The 23190-nt window shown below is 67.8% G+C and carries 19 protein-coding genes; 10 read left to right on the top strand and 9 right to left on the bottom strand.

What is annotated here, in order from left to right:
* Nucleotides 1-22: 22 nt before the first annotated feature.
* Together ACFCV3_RS17815 and ACFCV3_RS17810 are read right to left on the bottom strand one after the other, a co-directional pair.
* Nucleotides 23-931, bottom strand: a complete 909-nt coding sequence (locus ACFCV3_RS17815; protein WP_376031078.1) for a dihydrodipicolinate synthase family protein — start codon at nt 929-931, stop codon at nt 23-25.
* A 16-nt stretch (nt 932-947) separates the two neighbouring features.
* Nucleotides 948-1982, bottom strand: coding sequence for an exo-alpha-sialidase (locus ACFCV3_RS17810; RefSeq protein WP_376031077.1), 1035 nt, complete (start codon nt 1980-1982; stop codon nt 948-950).
* A 50-nt stretch (nt 1983-2032) separates the two neighbouring features.
* Here ACFCV3_RS17810 and ACFCV3_RS17805 point away from each other — a divergent pair, with 50 nt between their 5' ends.
* From ACFCV3_RS17805 to ACFCV3_RS17785, 5 genes are all read left to right on the top strand, one after another.
* The gene (locus ACFCV3_RS17805) at nt 2033-3622 is read left to right on the top strand and encodes an extracellular solute-binding protein (RefSeq protein ID WP_376031076.1); all 1590 of its coding nucleotides are present in this window, start codon (nt 2033-2035) and stop codon (nt 3620-3622) included.
* Complete coding sequence (locus ACFCV3_RS17800) at nt 3623-4531, top strand: ABC transporter permease (RefSeq protein WP_376031075.1); 909 nt, start codon at nt 3623-3625, stop codon at nt 4529-4531.
* Nucleotides 4528-5376 carry a carbohydrate ABC transporter permease gene (locus ACFCV3_RS17795; RefSeq protein ID WP_376031074.1) on the top strand — a complete coding sequence of 283 codons (849 nt, stop codon included), beginning with the start codon at nt 4528-4530 and terminating at the stop codon, nt 5374-5376. The genes ACFCV3_RS17800 and ACFCV3_RS17795 overlap by 4 nt, the downstream gene beginning before the upstream one ends.
* Before the next feature lie 111 nt (nt 5377-5487).
* Nucleotides 5488-6270 (top strand): phosphatase PAP2 family protein, encoded by a 783-nt coding sequence (locus ACFCV3_RS17790; protein WP_376031073.1) that lies wholly within the window; start codon nt 5488-5490, stop codon nt 6268-6270.
* 37 nt (nt 6271-6307) lie between these two features.
* Nucleotides 6308-8326: a HelD family protein gene (locus ACFCV3_RS17785; RefSeq protein WP_376031072.1), complete on the top strand. Its 2019-nt coding sequence runs from the start codon at nt 6308-6310 to the stop codon at nt 8324-8326.
* Here the strand turns inward: ACFCV3_RS17785 and ACFCV3_RS17780 are convergent.
* Nucleotides 8268-9419, bottom strand: a complete 1152-nt coding sequence (locus ACFCV3_RS17780) for a fatty acid desaturase family protein (RefSeq protein ID WP_376031071.1) — start codon at nt 9417-9419, stop codon at nt 8268-8270. The two genes, ACFCV3_RS17785 and ACFCV3_RS17780, sit on opposite strands and share 59 nt — an antisense overlap.
* 13 nt (nt 9420-9432) lie before the next feature.
* On the bottom strand, nt 9433-10515 hold the full coding sequence (locus tag ACFCV3_RS17775; RefSeq protein WP_376031070.1) for a ferredoxin reductase: 1083 nt from the start codon (nt 10513-10515) through the stop codon (nt 9433-9435).
* A gap of 84 nt (nt 10516-10599) precedes the next feature.
* Between ACFCV3_RS17775 and ACFCV3_RS17770 the strand changes: the two genes are divergently transcribed.
* Nucleotides 10600-11853, top strand: coding sequence for a PucR family transcriptional regulator (locus ACFCV3_RS17770; protein WP_376031069.1), 1254 nt, complete (start codon nt 10600-10602; stop codon nt 11851-11853).
* On the opposite strand, the gene ACFCV3_RS17765 is transcribed toward ACFCV3_RS17770, so the two are convergent.
* The 3 genes from ACFCV3_RS17765 to ACFCV3_RS17755 are packed head-to-tail and all read right to left on the bottom strand — an operon-like array spanning nt 11830 to nt 15461.
* The gene (locus tag ACFCV3_RS17765; protein WP_376031068.1) at nt 11830-13245 is read right to left on the bottom strand and encodes a hypothetical protein; all 1416 of its coding nucleotides are present in this window, start codon (nt 13243-13245) and stop codon (nt 11830-11832) included. The two genes, ACFCV3_RS17770 and ACFCV3_RS17765, sit on opposite strands and share 24 nt — an antisense overlap.
* Nucleotides 13242-14252: a hypothetical protein gene (locus ACFCV3_RS17760; protein WP_376031067.1), complete on the bottom strand. Its 1011-nt coding sequence runs from the start codon at nt 14250-14252 to the stop codon at nt 13242-13244. The genes ACFCV3_RS17765 and ACFCV3_RS17760 overlap by 4 nt, the downstream gene beginning before the upstream one ends.
* A 15-nt stretch (nt 14253-14267) precedes the next feature.
* Nucleotides 14268-15461, bottom strand: coding sequence for an MFS transporter (locus ACFCV3_RS17755; RefSeq protein WP_376031066.1), 1194 nt, complete (start codon nt 15459-15461; stop codon nt 14268-14270).
* An 88-nt stretch (nt 15462-15549) separates the two neighbouring features.
* Here ACFCV3_RS17755 and ACFCV3_RS17750 point away from each other — a divergent pair, with 88 nt between their 5' ends.
* The 4 genes from ACFCV3_RS17750 (at nt 15550) to tuf (ending at nt 22145) form a co-directional block, all read left to right on the top strand.
* Entirely contained in the window at nt 15550-15861 is a 312-nt protein-coding gene (locus tag ACFCV3_RS17750) for an ArsR/SmtB family transcription factor (protein ID WP_376031065.1), read from the top strand.
* Between the two features lie 22 nt (nt 15862-15883).
* Nucleotides 15884-18142, top strand: coding sequence for a PQQ-binding-like beta-propeller repeat protein (locus ACFCV3_RS17745; protein WP_376031064.1), 2259 nt, complete (start codon nt 15884-15886; stop codon nt 18140-18142).
* A 159-nt stretch (nt 18143-18301) separates the two neighbouring features.
* A complete protein-coding gene (locus tag ACFCV3_RS17740) occupies nt 18302-20683 on the top strand; it encodes a PQQ-binding-like beta-propeller repeat protein (RefSeq protein WP_376031063.1) in 2382 nt (793 codons plus the stop codon).
* A gap of 274 nt (nt 20684-20957) precedes the next feature.
* Entirely contained in the window at nt 20958-22145 is a 1188-nt protein-coding gene (gene tuf / locus ACFCV3_RS17735; RefSeq protein ID WP_376031062.1) for an elongation factor Tu, read from the top strand.
* Between the two features lie 19 nt (nt 22146-22164).
* On the opposite strand, the gene ACFCV3_RS17730 is transcribed toward tuf, so the two are convergent.
* Together ACFCV3_RS17730 and ACFCV3_RS17725 are read right to left on the bottom strand one after the other, a co-directional pair.
* Nucleotides 22165-22431, bottom strand: a complete 267-nt coding sequence (locus ACFCV3_RS17730) for a DUF4031 domain-containing protein (protein WP_376031061.1) — start codon at nt 22429-22431, stop codon at nt 22165-22167.
* Nucleotides 22428-23132, bottom strand: coding sequence for a copper homeostasis protein CutC (locus ACFCV3_RS17725; RefSeq protein ID WP_376031060.1), 705 nt, complete (start codon nt 23130-23132; stop codon nt 22428-22430). The genes ACFCV3_RS17730 and ACFCV3_RS17725 overlap by 4 nt, the downstream gene beginning before the upstream one ends.
* Nucleotides 23133-23190: the final 58 nt, after the last annotated feature.

Raw genomic sequence — 23190 nt, 5'->3', positions numbered from 1 at the left:
AGTCCACCTCCCGTAAAGATCGTCAGTGTAATCCGGCCTGGTCCAGCAGGGGGCGAAGTGCGGCGATCTCTTCTTCGTTGAGGGGGATGGAGGGGTACGCGGTGATGGGGCAGTCGATGACACCGAGCAGGTAGAGCGCTGCCTTGAAGGCGCCCAGTGCTGCCGAGCTGGCACCCATCCGCGACCGGTCCGCCACGTCGACGATGTCGAACAACCGGATCAGCCGCTCCTGCTCGTCCCACGCCTCCGCACTGGACGCACCGAACAGCCGCACGTAGCCGGCCGGGTCCACGTTCCCGAGGCCCGGTACGACGCCGTCCACGCCGAAGGCCAGTGCAGAGTCGACCGCCACCTCGGACCCGGTCATGATCGCGAACTCGTTCAACCCGGCTTCGCGCCGTTCCATCACCAGCCGCCGCAGACTGGGCTCCTGACCGCTGGAGTCCTTCACCCCGGCGATGACCCCAGCCTTGGCGAGTGAAACTACCAGTGCGGTCGGCAGCTTCGTCCCGACCCGCACCGGGATGTCATAGGCATACAAGGGCGTCTCGCCCGCCAGGGCGGCCAGCCGCGTGAAGTGTCGCTCGATCTCCGCGGGATGTGTTGCGGCATAGAACGGCGCTGTAGCGACCAGCCCGTCCACACCGGCCTTCAGAGCCGCCGAGACATGCGCACTGACCCGTGCGGTCGAAGTGTCGATCACACCGGCCAGTACCGGAACCTGACCACCTACCTCACCCACAACGGTCTCAAGCACGACCTGCCGCTGTTCGTCGGTCAGAAACGTCCCCTCACCACAGGTGCCGAGAACGAACACGCCGCTGACTCCCCCGGTCAGCTGGTACTGGATCAACCGGGCCAGCGATCCGGTGTCCACGTCGTACGACGGAGTGAGTGGTGTGACGAGCGGAGGTACGACACCAGTCAGCAAGACGAGCTCCCAACGGTCAAAGGGCGAATGTGGCAAAACGCAGTGCAGCGAACGACGAGGTCTCACCGGCCTCGTAGAAGATCCCCACCGACCCGTCGGCCAGCAGCACCAGATCGGAGTACCCGGCCATCCCGGGATGCACGACCAGCAAGGGCTCCCAGGACGCACCGGCGTCGGAGCTCACGAAAACGGTCAGCTCCCGCCGGGCCGCCGGGTCGGTCGGTGTCGAGAGCAACAACCGCCCGTCGGGCAGTGCAAGCACGCTCCCCTGGATCCCTGGCGCGGTGACCTCCGGGATCCCTCTGTACGGCGCTTCCAGCGTGGCACCGCCATCCGACGACCACGCGTGGACCCGGGCCGGTCCGGTACCGAGGTGGTTGCGCGCATTGAAGTACAGCCGGCCATCGGAGAGCTCCGCGACCGCAGTCTCGTTGGCGTTGATCACCGGCTCGTCATTGCGATCGACGAACCCCACCGACCAGGTGTGTCCGCCGTCGTCGCTCACGATGCAGTGACCGCCGTTCACGCCATCAGGCAGGGCCGAGTGGTTCGCGGGGACCACCAGGCGCCCACTGTGCAAGGCGATCGCGTGACACGGTCCGGTCGCGTACCAGCCCCAGTCCGCCGGTTTCACCTGCGCGGTGATCTCCACGGCCGCACTCCACGTCGTACCGGCGTCAGCAGACCGCTGGACGAACACGCGCCTGCCGTCCTCGGGGTCGCTCCCCCGTGCCAGTGACGACTCCACTGCCTCAGCGCCGTTCTGCACCGACACCAGTACGACGTCCCCGCTGATCGGATCGAAAACCGGCGCCGGGTTCCCGCAGGTCTTCCCGGGGACGGCCAGCACGACCTGCAGCGGCAGCCAGGTCCGGCCACTGTCCACCGACCGCCGCAGTACCAGCTCTATCTCTCCCGAGTCCCCAGGCCCGTGCCGCCGACCCTCACAGAAGGCCAGCACCAGTTCACCCCGCGCCACCACAGCCGGGATCCGGAAGGTGTGAAACCCACTCCCGGCCGGTTCGAAGACGATCCCGAGTCTTGAAGACATAGGACGTACTATGTCATCGTGTGGCCTTCCGATGGAAGGTGAGGCACGAAATGTCCGTCAGCAGACGCACGTTCCTCGGCGGTGGACTGGCTGCCGCCGCTGTTGCGATGACCGGCTGCTCGTCCGGCCCGAAGAACCCGGCGGCCGCCAACCGCGCGGTGGCGCTGCCGACGTACACGAAGTTCGCCGGGGTCACGCCGGACCTGCCCGGCGACGGCGTGGTCCTGGACGCTTTCCTGAAGTACCCCGCGCAGCCGATCCGCGCGATCACCGAGGTCCCCGGCGACGGTCAGCCGATCACGTTCCTGACCAACATCCCCGGCGCGATCCCGCCCGCCGCGGACCGGAACCAGTTCTGGCAGGCCCTGAACGACCGGCTCGGTTCCGAGCTGCAGATCAGCATGGCGTCCAACGACGAGTACAAGGACAAGTTCGCCACCCGGATCGCCGGCGGCGACCTGCCGGACATCCTCAACATCCCCGTCGACACCGCCCAGATCCCAGGTCTGGTGAAGGCCAAGTGCCTGGACCTGACCGAGCACCTGTCCGGTGACGCGATCAAGAAGTACCCGTTCCTGGCCAGCATCCCAACGGACTTCTGGAAGGGCTGCGTCTTCAACGGCGCCATCTACGGCGTCCCGGTACCGCGCGGCATGTCCCGGACCTCAGGGGTGCTCTATCGCGAGGATCTGCTCGCCGCCAAGGGCATCAAGGACCCCGCTCCGAAGGACTTCGAGGAGTTCTTCACCCTCGCCAAGGAGCTGACCGCCGCCAAGCAGAACAAGTGGGCCTGGACCCGGGTGCCGCTGTCCACCCTCCGCCAGATGCTCGGCGTACCGAACGTCTGGAAACAGGAGGGTGGCAAGTTCAGCTCGAGCTACGAACACGAGGCCAACGCCGAAGCGCTCGAGGCGGCGCGCAAGATGGTGGCCGCGGGAGTGATCAACCCGGATGCCTTCAACGACAAGGCCAGTGCCCGCAAGCAGTGGTTCAACGGTGGTTCCGCGGTGTTCGACTACGACAGCTTCGTCGCTTGGAACCAGTACTACGCCGACAACACCGCAGGCGATTCTTTCGCGGTGAACATGCTCGATATCCCTGGTGGCACGCCGTGGATGGGTGGTGCGCTGAACAACGTCACCGCCTTCAGCAAGGACAGCAAGCACTCGGCCGACACCCTGCTCAAGATCGCCAACTGGATGGCTGCACCGTTCGGCACCGAGGAGTACCTGTTCCGCAAGTACGGCGTCGCCGGCCGCCACTACACGTTGCAGGGCACGGATCCGGTGCCGTCGAAGGCTGGTGTCATCGAGACCGGTATCGGCCTGCAGTACATCAGCGACTCACCTCTGGCGCTCTACTGGGCCGGTAAGCCCGATGTGCCGCGCAAGCAGCACGCAGTCCAGCAGAAGGTCGCCAAACGTCTGGTGCGCGACGCCTCCTACGGCCTGTACTCCGATACCCAGTCGAAGAAGCAGGCGCAGCTCGTGAAGACCATGACCGACCTGGAGAGCCAGATCGTCCAGGGCAAGAAGCCTGTCTCCGACTGGGCGCGTGGAGTGGCGGACTGGAAGTCCGCGGGCGGCGACAAGATCCGCTCCGAGCTCGAGCAGGCACTGGCCGACACGGCAGGGAAGTAGATGAGTCTCTGGCACCGGCTCGGCCGCGACCGGGTACTGCTGCTGTTCGCGCTACCCGGCGCGGCCCTGATCATCGCGTTCCACTACGTGCCGTTGCTCGGCAACGTGATCGCGTTCAAGGACTACCAGCCGTTCCTGGGGATCGGCGGCAGCGACTGGGTCGGCTGGTCGAACTTCGCTGTGATCTTCAACGGCGATCCGGCGTTCCTGCGCGCCTTGAAGAACACACTGATCCTGACCGGCCTGCAGTCGGTGTTCGTCTTCCCTGCACCGATTCTGCTGGCCCTGATGCTCAACTCGCTGTTCTCCGAACGCATCAAGCGAATCGCCCAGAGCATCCTCTACCTGCCGCACTTCATGTCGTGGGTGATCGTGGTGGCGCTGTTCCAGCAGATGCTCGGTGGGAGCGGCCTGCTGAACAACTACCTGCGCGCACACGACCTGGGCACGCTGAACATCATCGGCAACTCAGAGCTGTTCCACGTCCTGCTGACCTCGCAAATCATCTGGAAAGACACCGGCTGGGCCACGATCCTGTTTCTGGCCGCACTGTCCCAGATCGACTCGCAGCTGTACGAGGCGGCCAGTGTGGATGGCGCAAGCCCGACGCGGCAGCTCTGGCACGTCACTCTGCCCGGACTGCGCGGAATCATCATCCTGCTGTTCATCCTGCGCCTGGGCGACTCCCTGACCGTCGGCTTCGAGCAGATCATCCTGCAGCAGCAAGCCGTCGGCCGGGACGTCAGCGAAGTCCTGGACACCTACGTCTACAACAACGGCGTACTCGGTGGCGCGTGGGGCGTCGCGGCCGCGGTCGGCCTGGTGAAGGGTCTTGTCGGTGTCGCTCTGGTGCTGGCCGCGAACAAGGTCGCCCACATCTTCGGTGAGCAAGGGGTTTACAGCAGATGATGATCCGAGCGCTCAAAGGCGTTGTGCTGCTGGTGTTCTGCGCCGTCGTGATCATCCCGTTCGTCGCAGTGATCTCCACGAGCATCGCACCGAACAAGCAGATCACCGAGTCCGGCGGACTGGTCCTCTTACCCGAGTCGGTGGACTTCACGGCGTACCGGTCGTTGTTTGCCGGCGGTGTGGTGACGCAGGCGCTGGGAGTCAGTGTCTTCGTCACTGCGGTCGGCACTCTGCTCAGCCTGACCGTGTCGTGTCTGCTGGCTTACGCGCTGGCCCGGCCGAGCTTTGTGGCCGGGCGGCCGATTCTGCTGGTGGTGCTGTTCAGCATGCTGTTCTCGCCCGGCATCATCCCGACGTACCTCGTGGTGAAGGGCGCCGGCCTGCTGGACAGCATCTGGTCGCTGATCGTGCCGACGATGATCAGTGCGTTCAACGTGATCGTGCTGCGGGCGTTCTTCATGAACCTGCCGGGTGAACTGACCGAGAGCGCCCGGATGGACGGTGCCAGCGAGCTCAAGACCTTCGGGTACGTCGTCCTGCCGCTGTCGAAGGCTGTGTTGTCGGTGGTCGGCCTGTTCTACGCAGTGTCGTACTGGAATGCGTTCTTCTCCGCACTGCTCTACCTGAACGACAGCAGGCTCTGGCCACTGCAACTGGTCTTGCGGACGTACGTCATCAACGACACCCAGCTGGGCAGTGCCGAGCTCGGAACCGAGCTGCTGCCACCGCAGGCGTCGATCCAGATGGCGATCCTGGTGGTGTCGATCGTCCCGATCCTGCTGATCTATCCGTTCCTGCAGCGGCACTTCGCCAAGGGTGTGCTGACCGGGGCCGTCAAGGGCTGATCTCGGCGCCATGACGGTCGTGTCACGGACGGTTCCTCGGGGGTTGCCCAGGGCAACGTCAGGGTTGCGCCTGGGCAAAACCTGAGGGAACGGCAGGTACCGTCGAAAGGTATGGGGACGCAAGCGCTGGAGGGCGTGGGGGTACTTGGGGAACAGCGTCGGACGACAGTCTGGCGAGTCATACGGGAGGCGGTGCTGCTCGCGACGCTGTTCGGGGTCTACAGCGCCGGGCGGCAGGTCGCGGCCAAACACACCGGCCCGGCCTTCGACCACGCCCGCGAGGTGCTGTCGTTTCAGAACTGGCTACACCTGCCCAACGAGGCGGCGATCCAGCAGGCGGCACTCAACTTCCCACACCTGATCCAGTCGGCGAACCTGTACTACGCCTCCGTGCACGCGCCACTCACAGCGGCCGTACTGCTCTGGCTGAGCATCTGGCGACCCAAGGCGTACTCGAACGTGCGGTGGACCATCGCTGCGCTCACCGGACTCGCACTGATCGGTCACATCGCGTTCCCGCTCGCACCGCCGCGGATGATGCCGGGCTTCGTCGACACCGGTCTTGCCTACGACCAGTCCGTGTACGGCGCGGATCGGGCCGGCAGCGTGGTGAACCAGTTCGCCGCCATGCCGAGTCTGCACGTCGGCTGGGCGGCCCTGATCGCCCTGTCGATGATTCTGATCACCCGGTCCCGCTGGCGCTGGCTCTGGCTCGCTCACCCGATCATCACGTTCGCGGTGGTCGTGATGACCGCCAACCACTACTGGCTGGACGGACTGGTCGCTCTGGTCCTCCTCGCCGGTTGCTTGCCACTACTGCTCAGGCGAGGGCGGCTGCAGGCAGACCTGCCGAGGACGCGTAATTCGGTACCGATCCGGCAGGTGCTCAAGTAACGTAGCCGGGCTCCCCACCCCCTGCTGGAGGTCACTCATGCCCGCAGACACGTCCGACGACACCCTCCAGGCCGAGAAGGACTATCTGAAGACCTCCCGGGCCGCACTGGCCCAGATGCGGGAGAAAACCGGCGCACTGGAGATCCATAGTGCGGACCGGGTGAGCGAGGAGTACCTGAAGGCTGCGATCTGGCAACGGATGAAGGAGCTGGAGGACGACCCGGAGGTCCCGCTCTTCTTCGGCCGGCTCGACTACGTCGACCCCGCGCCGGAGACCTTCCACATCGGCCGCCGGCACGTGAACGACGCCATGGGCGAGCCGATGGTGATCGACTGGCGCGCCGACATCTCAGTGCCCTTCTACCGGGCCAGCCGGACCGAGCCGATGGGAGTCGGCGCGCGACGCCGGTTCGGCTTCACGCACGGCGAGATGACTGCCTTCGAGGACGAGGACCTGACCTCAGCTGCTCCCGTCGAGGAGCACAGCGACATTCTGGACGCTGAAATCGAGCGCCCCCGGTCCGGCCCGATGCGCGACATCGTGGCGACCATCCAGCCCGAGCAGGACGTGATTGTCCGCGCCGGCGTCGAGGACACGATCTGCGTGCAGGGTGCGCCCGGTACCGGGAAGACCGCCGTCGGTCTGCACCGAGCGGCGTACCTGCTCTATGCCTACCGGGACCAGCTCAGCCGGGCCGGAGTGCTCGTGGTCGGCCCGAACGCGAGCTTCCTGCGCTACATCGGCGACGTGCTGCCCGCGCTGGGCGAGATCGAGGCCAAGCAGACCACCGTCGAGGAGCTGGTCGCCCACGTCAAGGTGGGTGGGCCCGGTCCGGCGGCACTCGACGTACTCAAGGGCGACGCCCGGATGGCGGAGGTGTTGCACCGGGCGGTGTGGTCCCAGGTGCGGACGCCCGAGGACGCACTGGTCGTGCCGCGTGGTTCACACCGATGGCGGGTGGCGGCCTACCAAGCCGAGGAGCTGGTGACTGAGCTCCGAACGCGCGGTGTCCGGTACGGCGCTGGTCGGGCGATGTTGCCGCAGCGACTGGCGCACGCCGTACTGCTGCGGATGGAGGCGGCCGGTGACTCTCCGGACGACCGCGTCCAGGACGCCGTGGCACGCAGCCGCCCCGTCAAGCAGTACGCCGAAGCCCTGTGGCCGGCGGTTGACCCGGCCAAGCTGTTGTTCCGCCTCTTCACTGAGCCGGACCTGCTGGCACAGCACGCCGAGGGCATCCTGACTGAGGAAGAGCAGGCGATGCTGATCTGGGCGAAGGCGCCGCGATCTGCCGGTGCGGCCAAGTGGTCGGTTGCTGATGCCACTCTGATCGACGAGATCGCCGACCTGGTCGACCGGACGCCATCACTCGGCCATGTGGTGCTGGACGAGGCACAGGACCTGTCCGCCATGCAGCTGCGTGCTGTCGGCCGCAGGTGCTCGACCGGATCGATGACAGTGCTCGGTGACATCGCCCAGGGGACCACTCCGTGGGCTACTCCGTCCTGGGACGAGGCCCTGAAGCACCTGGGTAAGTCCGGTGCCCACACCGAGGAGCTGACTGCCGGCTTCCGTGTCCCGGGCCAAGTGATCGAGTACGCCGCTCGCCTGCTCCCGATCATCGCTCCCCACCTGACACCGCCCACCGCCGTACGGCGTGCGCGCGGTGAGCTCACCATCACCCGGGTCAGCGACAGTCTGGCGGCCGCTGTGACCACAGTGAACGAGGTGTCGAGCAGACTGGGCTCGATCGGCATGATCGTCCCCGATGCGCTCGTCCCGGCCGCTCGGAAGGCGCTCCAGGAGCAGGGGCTCACGTTCGCCGTACTGGGTGATGAGGACGACGCCGAGTCGCACCTGGACGTCGTACCGGCGTCACTGGCGAAGGGTCTCGAGTTCGACCACGTGGTTCTGGTGGAGCCGGCCGGCATCGTGGCCGGTGAGGCCGATGAGCGCACCGGCCTCCGTCGGCTCTACGTCTGCCTGACCCGAGCGGTCACGTCGCTGGCAATCCTGCACGACCAGGACCTACCGGACGTCCTAGCCGCAACTTAGCCGCGAAGTCGTTCGGCAGCGACAGCCGGAACACCTTCGCCCACGCCGACGCGACCTGCATCGGCAGCGGCCCGGTGGTGTAGCGCAGGTTGTACTCGTCGAAGATCGCCCGCACCTTGGGTGCGATCTCCTGGTACCGGTTGCTGGGCAGGTCCGGGAACAGGTGGTGCTCGATCTGGTACGACAGGTTGCCGGACATGATGTGCATCGCGCGGCCGCCGCTGATGTTGGCCGAGCCGAGCATCTGCCGCAGGTACCACTCACCGCGGGTCTCTCCGTCGATCGACTTCTTCTCGAACGTCTCGACACCCTCGGGGAAGTGCCCGCACATGATCACCGAGTGGGACCACACGTTGCGCACCACGTTGGCGACCGCGTTGGCGGCCAGCGTGTGCAGGACCGACGGCCCGGACAGCAGCGGGTGCACGACGTAGTCCTTGGTCATCTGGCCGCGGATCTTCTTCAGCACCTGCTTGGCACGCGCCTTGAAGGCAGGGTCCTGGCGGCGTTCCTTGGTGGCCAGGTTCCGGCCGAGCTCCAGGTCGTAGGCCGCGATGCCGTACTCGAAGAACATGGCGTTGACGAAGTTCCAGAACGGCTGCGCCAGGTAGAGCGGGTACCAGCGCTGGTCCTCGTCGACCCGCATGATGCCGTAGCCGAGGTCGTTGTCCTTGCCGACCACGTTCGTGAACGTGTGGTGCAGGTCGTTGTGCGCGTGCTTCCACTGCTCGGCCGGCGAGGCGTGGTCCCACTCGTAGGTGGTCGAGTGGATCTTCGGGTCCCGCATCCAGTCCCACTGGCCGTGCAGGATGTTGTGGCCGATCTCCATGTTCTCCAGGATCTTGGCCACCGACAGGCCCGCCGTACCGATCAGCCAGGCCGGCGGGAAGATCGAGAGCAGCAGCACCGCGCGGCTGCCCAGCTCCAGCTTGCGCTGCACGCTGATCACCTTGCGGATGTACGCCGCGTCGCGGGCGCCGCGGGTGGCGATCACCTCGGCCCGGATCTCGTCCAGGCGGCGGCCGATCTCCTCGATGTCCTCGGGAGACAGGTGGCCGATCGGGTTGGCGGCCTTCTTCTGCAGAACAGTCATATGAGTCTCTTTCTCAACAGTCGATGTCGCAGGCGCCGGCCGCGGCCGAGATACAGGTCTGGACGAGTACGCCGTCACCAGGTGCGGCGGTGGTGACCTCTCCGGTCCGGAGGTCGCGCACCGCGCCGGAGCGCAGCGGGAGCACGCAGGAGAAGCAGATGCCCATCCGGCAACCGGACGGCATCAGTACGCCGTTCTGCTCGCCTGCGTCGAGGATCGGCGTCGCACCGTCGAGCTCGACCGTCGTACCGGTCGCGGAGAAGGTGACGCTGCCGCCCTCGCCGGGCTCGACCAGCGGGGTCCGGAACCGCTCGGTGTGCAGCACGCCCGACCACTGCTCTTCCAGCGCATCAAGCAGCCCCGCCGGTCCACAGGCCCAGGTCTCGCGCTCCGCAAGGTCCGGTACGACGTCCGCGAGCGCGGCGACGTCGAGCCTCCCCTGGGTGTCGGTGTGCTGCTCTACCAACCGCAGGTGCCCGGCCGCGGCGTAGTCGCGCAGTTCGTCGCCGAAGAGCACCGCGTCGGCGTTGGCCTCGGAGTGCACCAGAACCGCATCCTCGAACCGGCCGAGGCCGGCCCGCAGCATCCCCATCACCGGGGTGATGCCGCTACCACCGGTGACGAACAGGATCTTGGCCGGTGCCGGGTCCGGCAGTACGAAGTCGCCGACCGCCTGGTCGAGGTGCACGAGCTGGCCCGGCCGCAGGTCCTGCGCGAGGTGCGCGCTGACCACACCGTCCGGCACAGCCTTCGCGGTGATGGTGATCAGCCCGTCACCCGGCGCGGAGGTCAGTGAGTACGAGCGCCACAGCCGGACGCCGTCGACCTCGAGGCCGATCCGGACGTACTGGCCCGGCCGGTGGCCGCGCCAGGCGTTGCCGGGTCGCAGCACGACGGTCACTGCGTTGCAGTTCTCCGGGCGGACCTCGACCACTCGGGCACGCAGGTCGGCGCCGGCCCGGAGCGGTCGGAACATGTCGAGGTAGTCAGCGGGGTCACGCGGGTGGGTGGCCGCCGCCGCAACCTGCCAGGCCCGATCCCGCAGCCGGCCGCGGAACGTCGTCCGCGCGCGCGGGTCAGAGGCAAAGGTCGTCATGCGTTCCAGCATCCTCGACCCACGGTGTAGTTTCATGACCGTAGACGGTGAATCTGAAACCTGACTTTGTTCGGAGGGAACAGTTTGCCCGGCACTGACTCGACACGGCACACTAGCCGGACGGCCCGCGGAGCCGCCGAACTGGACCTCGGTGAAGCGGCCATCGAGCTCCTCCGCGCACGCCTGCCGGAGATCGCGGGCCAGACGGTGACCGCGATCATTGTCGAGGTCCCCGGCTACACCAACGCGCTGGCCGGCCCGATGGGAGCCAAGATCGAGGGCGCGGTCCAGTTTGCCCTCGGCGGCTTCCTCCGGCTGGCCAGCAGCGGCGGCCCCGGTACGCCGCTCGCGCCCATGCTCGAAGGCGCCTACGCACTGGGTCGCGGCGAGGCACGCAGCGGCCGGACCATGGACGCCCTGCTCGCCGCCTACCGCGTCGGCGCCCGGGTGTCCTGGCGAGAGCTCTCCCGTACGGCGGTCGAGGCCGGCCTGCCCGCCGACACCGTGGCCAAGTTCGCCGAGCTCGTCTTCGCCTACATCGACGAACTCTCCGCGGCGAGCGTCTCCGGCCACACCGACGAACTGGCCACCACCGGCCGGGTCCGGGAGCGCTATCTGCAGGCGCTGAGTCGCAGCCTCCTGCACGGTGATACCCGCGAGCACCTGATCGGCAGGGCTGAGCAAGCCGACTGGGATCCGCCCCGGACACTGACCGCCGTGATCCTGCCGAGCGCACATCTGCGCGGTGTCCTCGGCGCCCTGGATCCGCGAACCCTGCACCCGGACGACGACCTGGCCGATCTCGGCGATGGTCCCCTGCACGAGGAGGACCCGGCTGAGGTCGGTGTGCTGCTGATCCCCGATGCGGACGGGTCCGCCCGAACCACTCTGCTGCGCAATCTCCGCGGCCGCCAAGCCACCGTCGGTCCCGCCCAACCATGGACGTCCGTCCGTACGTCGTACTTGCGCGCGCTGCACGCCCGCAGACTCGGACTCACCGCGGACGCCGATGCAGCCGTCGACACCGACAGCCATCTGGCCACGCTGGTCGTTACCTCGGATCCGACGGCTCTGGCCGATCTCCGGCGCCAGGTACTGGCCCCCCTCGAGGACCTGCGCCCAGCCACCGCGGACCGCCTCACCGAGACCCTTCGCGAATGGCTGCTGCATCTGGGCCGCCGCGACGATGTCGCCGCGGCCCTGCACATCCACCCACAGACGGTCCGCTACCGCATGGCCCAGCTCCGTCAGCTCTACGGACCGCGCCTGGACGACCCGCAAACCGTTCTGGACCTGACCATCGCCTTGGCTGTCTCAGAAGCCGCGGGACCCACCTGAGCGACGCGACGACCGCCGCGACGAGCCGCCACCGCTGGACCGGGTGCGCGACGAGTAGGACCGGCGACGCGACCCACTCGACCAGCCGCCACCATCGTCGTCGTTGTCGTTGTCGCTGCTGTACGACGACCTGCTGGACGACCAACTGTCGACCCCCGAACCGATGCTGGAGGTGAGGCGTCCGAACCGGGCACCTGCGCGACGGGAGCCCCACCGCGAGCGCATCTCCTGGCCGGCTCGCCGTGCTTCCTGGTCGGGGAACCACCAGGTCGGTCCCGCGCCCTGCGACCAGTAGCCGTCGATGTAGGCAGCCATCTCCTCACCGAACGACCAGTACGGCATGGGGGCCCGCCGCAGGGTGATCATCCGGATCTGCGGCTGCTCACCGGCTTCGTCACGCTGCTTGCACGCCGCGCAGACGTTGACGGTGCGCACGGCACCTCCTTCGGGCTGCCACTCCACCTCGGCCGCACTGGGCCCGTGGCGCGGATCGAAGAAGCACGGCGGCGTCGGCTCCGGGATCGGCTTCCCAGCACGGACCGCGTCGATGCACACAAGCCCGTAGCGTGCCGAACCGAGCAGGGTCGTCACTGCCTCGACGTCGGGGTCAGTCTTGGCCGCATCCAACCGGTGCCGCGCCTTCTCGACCGCGTCGAGCACGTCCTTGGACAGCTTCGCCTGCTGCGGGTCGTTCGTCGCAGGTAGCGCAGCCACCTGCTGTGACAGCTCGATGATCTCTTCGTTCAGCATCGGCCGCGTGATTGCCAGGTGCGCCTTCTCGTCACGCCGTCGCGCCCGGTGCGCTCCCAGCGTCACCGTGCCCCACCACAGGCCGAAGACTCCGGCAATTCCACCTGCCCAGGGCGCCACGTCGACGTACCAGGGTTTGTCGACTACCTGTGCGCGCTGGATGAAGCGCTCCAGCATGCGCTCGTAGTTCGGCGCACAGCAGTCGACAGCTTCGTCCACCGCGTCCCCCACGTGGTACGTCGGGCCATGGTCGGCGCGTTGCACCGCATGGAAGCCGCGGCCTCTGCTCTGCGAGCTGGCATCGACCAGTACTGCGTAGACGCCTTCGACGCCGACCCGGTCGTACAGCTGATCGGCGATCTCCTCGCCTTCCCAGGCGAGCGAGGAGGAGTACTTGCTGCCGGTTTTGAGCTTCTCTGCGGGGATGACCGCGATCCGGATCGGCGCTGCCGCGTTCTTGGCCGCCGCGTTCAGTTCCGCGACCTCACTCGAGCTCAGCTCACGCACGCCGGGATCGACCCACACTCCGGTGTCACCGAGGTGTGCGGCCACCTCGTTCAGGTAGGCGTCCGGTGTGGTCGCAGCCTGGGCCGGCAGCACCGGGAGTACAACCAGAGCTAGTACTGCTAATAGACGCTTCATCGTCCGCTCCTCGCGAGCCGGGCCTGGCAGGCCTTGCAGACCGGGATCTCCCGCGGCTGGCCGCCGCCCGGTGTGAACATCCAGTCGGTCACCGAAACGCCGTGTGCCGGATCGAAGAAGCAGCGTGCCCGGCGCGGCGGTGCGGGCGTACCTGCGACCGCTGCCTGCGCACAGGCCAGCCGCCAGCGTCCGTACTCGACGCGGGCGCGCACATCGAGCAGCTCGTCATCGTCCAGATCACCGTTGACGACCCGTCCGGCATCGGCGTACGCATCCAGTGCTGCTTGCACATCGGCCGTGGTATCCACGCCATCCAGACGCACGTCCGCCGCATCCAGTTCCTCACCGAACCGGGTGACGTCCTCACGTGCCAATGCCTGCCGCTCGGCCAGAGTGTCCGCCTCGTCCGGCAGCACCTCGTACGACGGCCGGTACAGCGCCGGCCCCGAGTCCTTGGCCGGCCGCGACTTCCACCACCGGCGGACCAGGCCCAGTCCGGCGAGCAGCACCACTATGGCGCCGGCCAACCAGATCCAGCCGGGCGGACCAGCAGACGCCTTCGGTACGTCGAGTTGGTCGAGCACTCCGTTGAGCGTGCCGACCGGATCGGACCGGCTGTGTCTGGCCAGCTCCTCGGTCAGGATGCTCGCTATCGGGGTGTCGACCCCGACTGCACTCCCCCAGATCAGCGCACCGCCGAAGACGACCAGGTAGATGCCGTCCGTAGCCTGCTTGTCGACCAGTGCGTCCACATAGGCCTTGGCTGCGGCGCCGTTGTCGCCACTGCCGTTGTTGAGCACTGCCGCCGGCACCACGGCGATCCGGATGGCCGGGACGCGCCCCTCGATCCGCGACCTCAGTTCGTCCGCGTCCCGGTCCGGGACCAGCGAGCGCTGCGTGGGATCGACGTACACGGGTGAGTTCTTCCACCCGGCAACAACCGGAGCGGGGTCAGCCGCTCCGGTCATCGTGGTGGTCAGCAGCATCAGCGCGGCCAGCAATCGCATGGCCGCTAGCCTGCACTAGCGGGAGGGCGACACGACCACTGCGTCCTCTTCGACATGCTCCAGCTCTTCGATGTCTTCGAGCGCTGGGTCGCGTCGGAGGGTCAGAGTCAGCGCGAGCACGATCAGGGACAGTACGGCGGCCAGCGGGGGCAGGTAGCGCAGTCCGGCCACCTGGATCACCAGACCGCCGACCACTGCGGACAGACCGGCGCCGAGGTAGATCGCTGACGCGTTGAGCGCGATCAGGAGTCCACCGCCCAGCTCCAGCAGCAGGTTCTGGATGGGCGGGTTGAAGGCCCAGGTGAACATGCCCCAGACGAACAGTGCGATGGCCGCACCGACGACGCTGCGAGCTGTCAGGTCCAGTGTGCTGACGGCCAGGATGATGCCGATCAGCAGCACGATGAGGGTGCGGATACTGCCGAAGCGGTCGGTGGCGCGGCCGCCGAGCAGGTTGCCGACCACCGCGCCGACGCCGTAGACGAGCAGGAGTATGCCGGTGACATTGCCGGTCAGACCGGCCGTCTCTTTCAGCAGCGGCACGATGTAGATGTAGACGCTGAAGGCGCCGAGCACGCCAAGCACCGACATCGCCAGGACGATCTGAACGCGACGGTCGGCCAGCCCGGCGAACCGTTCGCGCAGCGCGACCACAGGTGGCGCAGGAACCTTCGGCAACGCGGTCCGCTCAACCAGAGCAACCAACACTCCAACGGCCGCGATCAGCGCGAACACGCCCTTGTAACCAAGGGTCGGGCCGAGCAGACTGCCGGCCGGCACACCCAGCACCAGAGCGAACGTCAGACCGCCGAAGACAACCGCAACTGCTCTGCCGCGTTCCTCAGGTGACAGCAGTCCAGTAGCGAACAGAGTGGCCGCCGGCGTGTAGGCAGCGGCGCCGAGCGCAGCCACCACCCGCCCGACCATCAGCACCGGGTAGTTGGTCGCCACGGCGGCGATCAGGTTGCCCAGCGCGGCCAGAACGAGTGCGGCGATCAGAAGCGTGCGGCGCTCCCATCGGCCGGTCAGCGTGGCCAGGATCGGCGCACCGATGGCATACGCGAGGGAGAACGCGGTAGCGAGCTGACCGGCGGCGGTCAGCGAGACGTGGAGTTCGGAGCTGACATCGGGCAGCACGCCGGACACGACATACGCGCTCGTGCCGACCGCGAACGCACCAGCACCGAGCAGGTAGATCCGTGCGGACATGAGGTCCTTCCCGGGGAGGTTCCAGTAGTTCGATGAAGATCGTACTACGAAACTCATCGAACTTCGACAGACGTCGTACTATGGCGGTATGACCAGGAAGCAACTCCCCCAGCCGGACCGGGCGGAGATCCGTGTCGAGGCGGTTCTGCAGGCCCTCGGCGAGCCGGTGCGGCTGCAGATCGTCCGCGCACTCGCGGACACCCCGGAGGGCATCGCCTGCGGCGAGATCGAGCTGCCGGTCACGCCGTCCACCCGCGCCCACCACCTGCGCACCCTGCGCGAGGCCGGTGTGCTGACCACCCACACCGAGGGCACCCGGCGGATCAGCAGCCTGCGCCGCGAGGACCTCGACGCGCTCTACCCAGGCCTGCTGTCCGGAGTGCTGTCGGCCGACCAGTAGCAGCGACTGGCAGACTGGCCCGGTGGTCGAGCTACGCGCGCGCTGGGACGGCCTGGTGCCCGGTCCTGGCGAACTCGCCGACGAGCTGATCACTCGGTACGTCGAGCGCACCAGGCGTGCCTATCGCGACCAGTACCTCGACATCGTGCTGACCGCGCTGGAGTCGTTCATCCAGCTGTCGACCGACCCTGCGTCGGTCCGGCTCGCGGCCTGGTTCCATCGCGCGGTCCACGAGCCCGGTGGCACTGCAGCCGAGGATGCCGAGGCGTCAGCGCGACTGGCGGAGCGCCTCCTCCCGCAGTACGGCGTAGCGCCGATCCGGGTCGCTGAAGTCGCCCGCCTGGTTCGACTGACCGGCGAGCTGGCCGCGCCACCCACCGACTCGTACGCACCACCCCGGCGCGATGCGAACGGCGACGTACTGCTTGATGCGGTCAACGCCATCCTGTCCGCCGACCCGGTCCGGTACGCCGTGCATGTGGCCGAGGTACGCCGGGATGCGGGGGAACGCCGGAGCGCGCTGGAGCAGCGGTACGACGACATCCGCGAGCTGCTCGATGGTCACCTCTACCGGACCCAGCTGGCCAGACAACGCCTCAGCCCGGTCGCTCGGGTCAACCTGGAGACCGAGCTGGCCGGACTCGACAGTGAGCTCCCTGCTCCTTGGCGTGGTTGGCAGCAGGCCGCCCTGACTGCGACTGCAACGTTCTGCGCCATCGGATCCACCGTTGTCGCTATTGCTGCCACTGGCGCCTCCTGGCAGATCCCAACCGCGCCCGGCGCACCTGGCTGGCCGCCGGTCGCCTTGGCGGTACTGGCGTTCATCAGCGCACCAGTGCTGTTCCGCTGCGCGCGAAGTTCGAGTCAACGAGCCTGTCTGATCGCGGGCGCCGTACTGGCGACTGCGGTCACCGGACTGCTGATCGCCTGGGCACAGGCCCCGCGGACCAACCCAGCGGTTGGCGTCGGTCTCCGAGTGCCGTTGCTGATCGCCGCACTGCTACTCCTGCTGCTGTCGGGTGGTGCTGCACTCGCAGGCTCCTTGCTACGCACCAAGACCGCACGCTTCCTCCCCAGCCGGAACCTCGGTCAGCAGTTGGCCTGGCTCGCCGTACCGGGGGTTGTTGCACTGACTCTGCTGCTGATCGTCCAGCCGCTGGCCCGCAACTACGTCCTGAGCACGAATGAACGAGTCGAGCGATCACCCCGCCCAGCCGGCCTGGCCACGCCGTCCGCTCTGAACGGCACGATCGCCTGGGTGAGCAAGGCGTCGCTCGGCACGGGTGCGGAAGAGGCCATCAGCACTCAGTACGGCATCGCCATCCCCCGCCCGAACGGCGTGGTCGACATGCTCGATGCCGCCACCGGTGATCTGCGCTGGCGCTACAGCCGTTCCGACTCCGACGAGCGGCCGACCATCGCGGCGACCGGTGATGGCGAGTACGTGCTCGCGGAGTTCCCCGATGTGGGCTATCTGCTGCTCGACGCCAACACCGGTCAGCGCAAGGCTGCCTGGCCGGGCCGGACGCGCGACCACCTCATCCAGCAGGCACAGCCACTGCTGACCGGTGAGCGCGCGCTCCACGGTTCCGACAAGTTGCACGGTCTCAATCCGAACGGCCACGAGAGGTGGTCCTTCGAGCCGGGCGACTGCTCCGATCTCGACGCAGCCGCATCCATGGACACCGTGGTCGCGTTCCTGGGCAACTGCGGCGACCAGCCCGACGCAATGGTCGGACTGGACCTCAAGTCCGGGAAGAAGCTGTGGACCAAGGCTGCGACCGACACCTACCGGCGTCCGGTCGTCGCGGGCGGACTGGTCGTGGTGGCCGAGCCCGGCGGGGACTCCGACGTACCGCAGGCTCTGACGGCGATCGAGCCCCGGACCGGCGAGATCAAGTGGCGCTGGCCGGTGCCACAGACCTGGTCCTGCCGGACGCTGCTGAACCCCGCCGGCCGCTACCTGATCGTCGTCGACTGCCCCGGACCGAGCACGAGCGAGAACCGGCACACCGTCGTCACGGCGGTCGACACCGGCACCGGCCGAACCGCCTGGCAGGTCACTGCACGAGTGGACCCGCGAGCCAAGGTCACGGTCACTCCGGACGGCCGGGTGATCTCGCTGAGCCGGGATGCCGAGGCGTGCTGGGCCAACATCATCGAGCGGGCCGGATTCCGGCAGGTCCGGTTACCCCTCGGAATCACCTGCAGTCGCGACGCCTTCGCGGTCGGTGATCAGGTCCTGGTGACCGGGGACAACGCTGTCATCGCCCTGCGCTAACTCAGTGTGATCCACAACGCAATGCCAACAGTGCAATTCGGTGCTCTCAGCACCCTTCGAAGCGGTGAGGTGACGAGCCGGTATCGCTTTGGCCACGACCGTCTCCGGGAGCCCGAGATCGGTCGGTCCGGGCTCCTCGGTGGTGCGAGACTCCTCGGCATGGACCTGCGCGACCAGTGGAATCGCCTGCTGCCGCACGCGCAGCCGTTGGGCGACGATCTGCTGGCTCGTTACGCAGAGCAACATCGGCACTATCACGACCAGCGGCATCTGACCGAGGTTCTGCGCACGGTGGACGAGCTCGCCGACGCCGCCGACGATGCGGACACCGTCCGGCTGGCCGCCTGGTTCCACGACGCGATCTACGACCCACAGGCCGACCCGGGCGAGAACGAAGAGGTCTCGGCCCAGCTGGCCGAGCTCGAGCTCGCCGCGTACGGCGTCGAGCCTGAGAAGGTCGAAGAGGTCGGCCGGCTGGTCCGGCTGACCGCCAAGCACGACTGTGCCCCCGACGACGCGAACGGCGCAGTGCTCTGCGACGCCGACCTGCGCATCCTGAGCATGCCCGCGGAGCGGTACGACGAATACGCGGCCGGCATCCGGCAGGAGTACGCGCATATCGACGACCGCGACTTCGCCCGCGGCCGGATGTCGTTCCTGCAGGGGCTGGCCGAGACCGACCTGTATGCGACTGCGGCCGGCCACGACGCCTGGGAGCGCGCCGCCCGCGCCAATCTCGACCGGGAGCTCGACTCCTGGGGCCCTAAGGCTGCCCGGCCGATCGGCGGGCTGATCCCGATCGTGTACTTCGGCGCTGCGCTCGGTGCGGTCGTGGCCGCGTCGGTCCTGCTCGGCCGCGGCCTCGGTGCCGCGTCGAAGTGGCCGGCCGACCCTGCTGACATCACCGGCTTCCCGGTCTGGACTCCGATCGCCGGAACCGCAGCGGCCGCAGCACTGGGCTGTGCTTGGTTCCGGCGCTCACAGCAGCGGCTACTGGCTATTCCGGCAGCGGTGTTCGCAGTGGTCGGTGTGATCTCGGTCGGGATCTGCTGGTGGCGTTGGCCGGCTGCACAACCCGGTGCCGCGATGTCCGAGCGCTGGCCGTATCTGATGCTCGCGTCGATCACACTCATTCTCTCCGGCGGCCTGCTGGCGCTGGCACGCCGGCTCCGCCGCGCACCGCCGTACTCGCAGTCTCCGCCGCAGTGGCTGGGTGTCGCCGCCACTGCTGTCTGTGGAGCCCTGCTGGCATGGATCGTGGTGTCGGCCGGTGAGCCGTTCGTGCAGGCGCGGCTGGAGACGGCCAACACCGTCAGTACGACGACTACTGCCGAACCGACTCAGCTGCCGGTCCAGTTCGACGGCACGCTCGCCTGGACCCGCGAAGTACCGGCAGCCGGTGCCATCGCCGGTACGGCGGGCGGAGTGGCCGAGCTGCGACCGGACGGCGTGGTCATGTCCGACGCGAACTCCGGTCAGATCCGCTGGCGGTATGCGCGAGCAGATGTCGACGACGCCGCCTCCAGCGGTTCGAAGGGCCTACTGGTCTCCGGTGACGGCCGCATCGTCGCCGCCAACCTCCCGTACGCCGGAAACCGCGCACCGACCGGAATCGACCTGCCGACGTACGCTGTACTGAACGCAGTGACCGGTGAGGTGCTGACCGAGGTTCATACCGACGGCCGGGCGCTGGCGGTCAACCAGGACCAGCTGTTGATCTCCGAAGGCAACTACGTCGCCGCGCATGGCGTGAGCAACCCGACGCACTGGCGGACGCAGCTGCGCTGCAACGTGACGCAGGGCGAGTTGATGAACGACCAGGCGATCGTGGTCGACGCGTGTGCCGGAAACGGCGCAGTCGTCCGCGGTCTGGACCTCAAGACCGGTGACCAGCTCTGGGAGGTCGACCTGGGGCAGCGGTTCGACCTGAGCTCCGAGCTGGACCCGGACACCTGGGTCGGCGACCTGGTCGCCGTACCGGACACCCGTGAGGTCTCCGGCCTGATCTGGACCGCCGCTGCGGGCGGAACGCTCTACCAGTGGTCGGTCGACGTCGGCGAGGGCCGGATCAGCTGGACCACACCTGTGCCGGGTACGCCGCGGCCCCGGCTCGGACCGGCGTCCTGCGACGCACAGCTCGCCGCGACCCACGCATCGCTCGTCCTGATCACCTGCCGGAACGCAACGGACCCAGCACAGCCGCAGACGTACGACGTCTCGGCGGCGAACCCGGCCGACGGCACTCCGCAGTGGCATCACCTGCTGCAGGTGCCACCGAAGCTGCAGCAGCCCGAGTACCCGCGCGACGGCTTCGCACTGCTGCCGGACGGGCGAGTGATCACGCTGATGCCGCAGCCGAACGGCAGTTGCTCACCGGTAATGATCGGCACCGCCGGCATCCAGCCCCGGCCGATCCTGCCCGGACCGACGGCCGCATCGGTCGCCCGCTCCGAAGAGGTCACCTGCAACAAGCCGGTGACCACAGTGGCCGGTGCCCGGCCGGTCTTCTCCGACGGCACGCGCCTGTTCGCCCTGAACTGACCTGCTGGGAATTACATTGCGGTAGGCGGCGTTACTTCCTACCGTGATCCGCATGTACCGCGTGGTTTTCGAGCTGCACCTGTCAGGCACCGGCCTGACGGGCGCTCCCACGTGGGCTGCCGCGTCAGTCGATAGCCGACCCTCTTCCTGCTGATCACAGAACCCGCGGAAGAGGGTGGCCAGTGACCGGCCCCCTTCCACGCGGTGACAGCGCCGGAAGGCCAGCCGGAGGGTTCTGACTCCCGGAATCTTCTGACCAGCAAGGGGAAAACTCATGGCCAAGAGCCAGTTCGTGCGGTCCAAGCCGCACCTCAACATCGGGACGATGGGTCACGTCGACCACGGCAAGACCACGCTGACCGCCGCCATCACCAAGGTGCTCGCCGAGCAGAACCCGGCCGCCAACCGGTTCGTCGCGTTCGACGGGATCGACCGGGCGCCGGAGGAGGTCGCGCGCGGTATCACCATCAACATCAGCCACGTCGAGTACGAGACCGCGTCCCGCCACTACGCGCACGTCGACATGCCTGGGCACGCCGACTACGTGAAGAACATGATCACCGGTGCCGCCCAGGTGGACGCCGCGATCCTGGTCGTGTCCGCACAGGACGGTGCGATGCCGCAGACGCGGGAGCACGTGCTGCTCGCGCAGCGCGTCGGTGTGCCGTACCTGGTGGTCGCGCTGAACAAGGCGGACACCGCCGACGACCCCGAGCTGCTCGACCTGGTCGAGCTGGAGGTCCGTGAACTCCTGACGGAGTACGGCTTCCCGGGCAACGACGTACCGGTGGTGCGCGTCTCCGGCCTGAAGGCGCTGGAGGGCGACCCGCGGTGGACCGCTGCGATCGGCGAGCTGCTGGACGCGGTCGACAGCTACGTGCCGACACCGGAGCGGGAGCTGACCGAGCCGTTCCTGATGCCGGTCGAGGGCGTGCTCACGATCAGCGGCCGGGGCACAGTGGTCACCGGTGCGGTGGAGCGCGGCACGCTTCAGGTCGGTGCAGCGGTCGACGTGGTCGGTCTCGGTGAGACCGTCAGCAGCACGGCGATCGGTCTGGAGACGTTCGGTAAGACACTGGACGTCGTACAGGCCGGTGACAACGCAGCGATCCTGCTGCGTGGTGTGAAGCGGGACGAGGTTCGTCGCGGCATGGTGGTCGCAGTGCCGGGCACGGTGCGTCCGCACCGCGCGTTCCGGGCCACACTGCACGCACTGTCCACCGCCGAGGGTGGCCGGCACACGCCGTTCGCCGCGGACTACCGGCCGCAGTTCTACTTCCGGACCACGGACGTGTCCGGCGGTATCGACCTCGGTACGACCACACAGGTCATGCCGGGTGACACGGTCGACCTGGCCGTGGAGCTGGTGAAGCCGATCGCCATGAACGTCGGCCTCGGCTTCGCAGTCCGCGAAGGCGGTCACACCGTCGCCGCAGGCACAGTCACCGAACTGCTCGACTGAACCGCACGGCCCCCGATCTCTACCTGGTCGGGGGCCGTTTGCGGTGCCGCAACCCAGCGGCGGTGATGCGACTGACCAGCTCACGGCTGGAGACCGGTACGGCGCCGGCCGCGATCAGGTCGTCGTACCGATCACTGGGTACGTCGTAGTGGTCGCGATCGAACCCGCGGGCCGGGATCCCGGCCGCCTTGGCGAAGGCGTGCAGCTCCTCGTGCGACTCGTCGCTGACCAGGTGCGACCAGAGCCGGTCCCAGGCCGGCCAGGCGGGCGGGTCGATCAGGATCATCCGCGGGCGTCCTGTGCGTCGAGCAGGTTGCGCCAGGAGCGGACGAAGCGCGAGTTCACGTAGGCCTTGGTCCACGAGCCGTCCTGGCGGACCGACGAGCCGACATGGAAGCGCCGTACGCCGGACTGGTACAGCCACGGCACATGCTCAGGCTTCAGTGCGCCACCGGCCATCATCACGCTCGCCACAGCCGGATCGGCCTTGGCCAACTTGCACAGGTCGTCGAGCCCGTGGCCGACACCCAGCGACGACCCTGCGGTCAGCACACAGTCCAGACCGGCCAGCGAGCGCAGTGCACGCCAGGCAGCTGCCTGCTCCAGTACGGCGTCGATCGCGCGATGGAACGTCCACGGCGTACCGGCGAACGTGCTGGCGAGTGCGGCCACCGACTCGACGTCCACCACGTTGTCCGGGGTCAGGAACCCCAGCACGAACCCGTCCGCACCGGCGGACAGGTAGGACTGCGCCTGCGCGGTCATCCGGTTCAGCTCGGCGCCGTTGGTGGTGAACGAGTCGGACAGCCGCAGCATCACCCGCAACGGCAGATCGGTCGCCCGGCGGATCGCACTGACCGTCGAGACCGACGGCGACAGCCCGTCGGCCTCCATCGACGCGCACAGCTCCAGCCGGTCCGCACCACCCTCTTGGGCCGCCTCCGCATCCGCCGGATGCAGGGCGATCACCTCCAGCAACGAAGCCATGCGGCCCATCATCCCAGGAAAGTTTGTTGCACTCTCGCAGAACCTTCTGTATCGTTTT

Source organism: Kribbella sp. NPDC056345, assembly GCF_042262745.1.
Classification (GTDB): Bacteria; Actinomycetota; Actinomycetes; order Propionibacteriales; family Kribbellaceae; genus Kribbella.
This window is presented reverse-complemented; position numbering and strand designations above follow the sequence as displayed.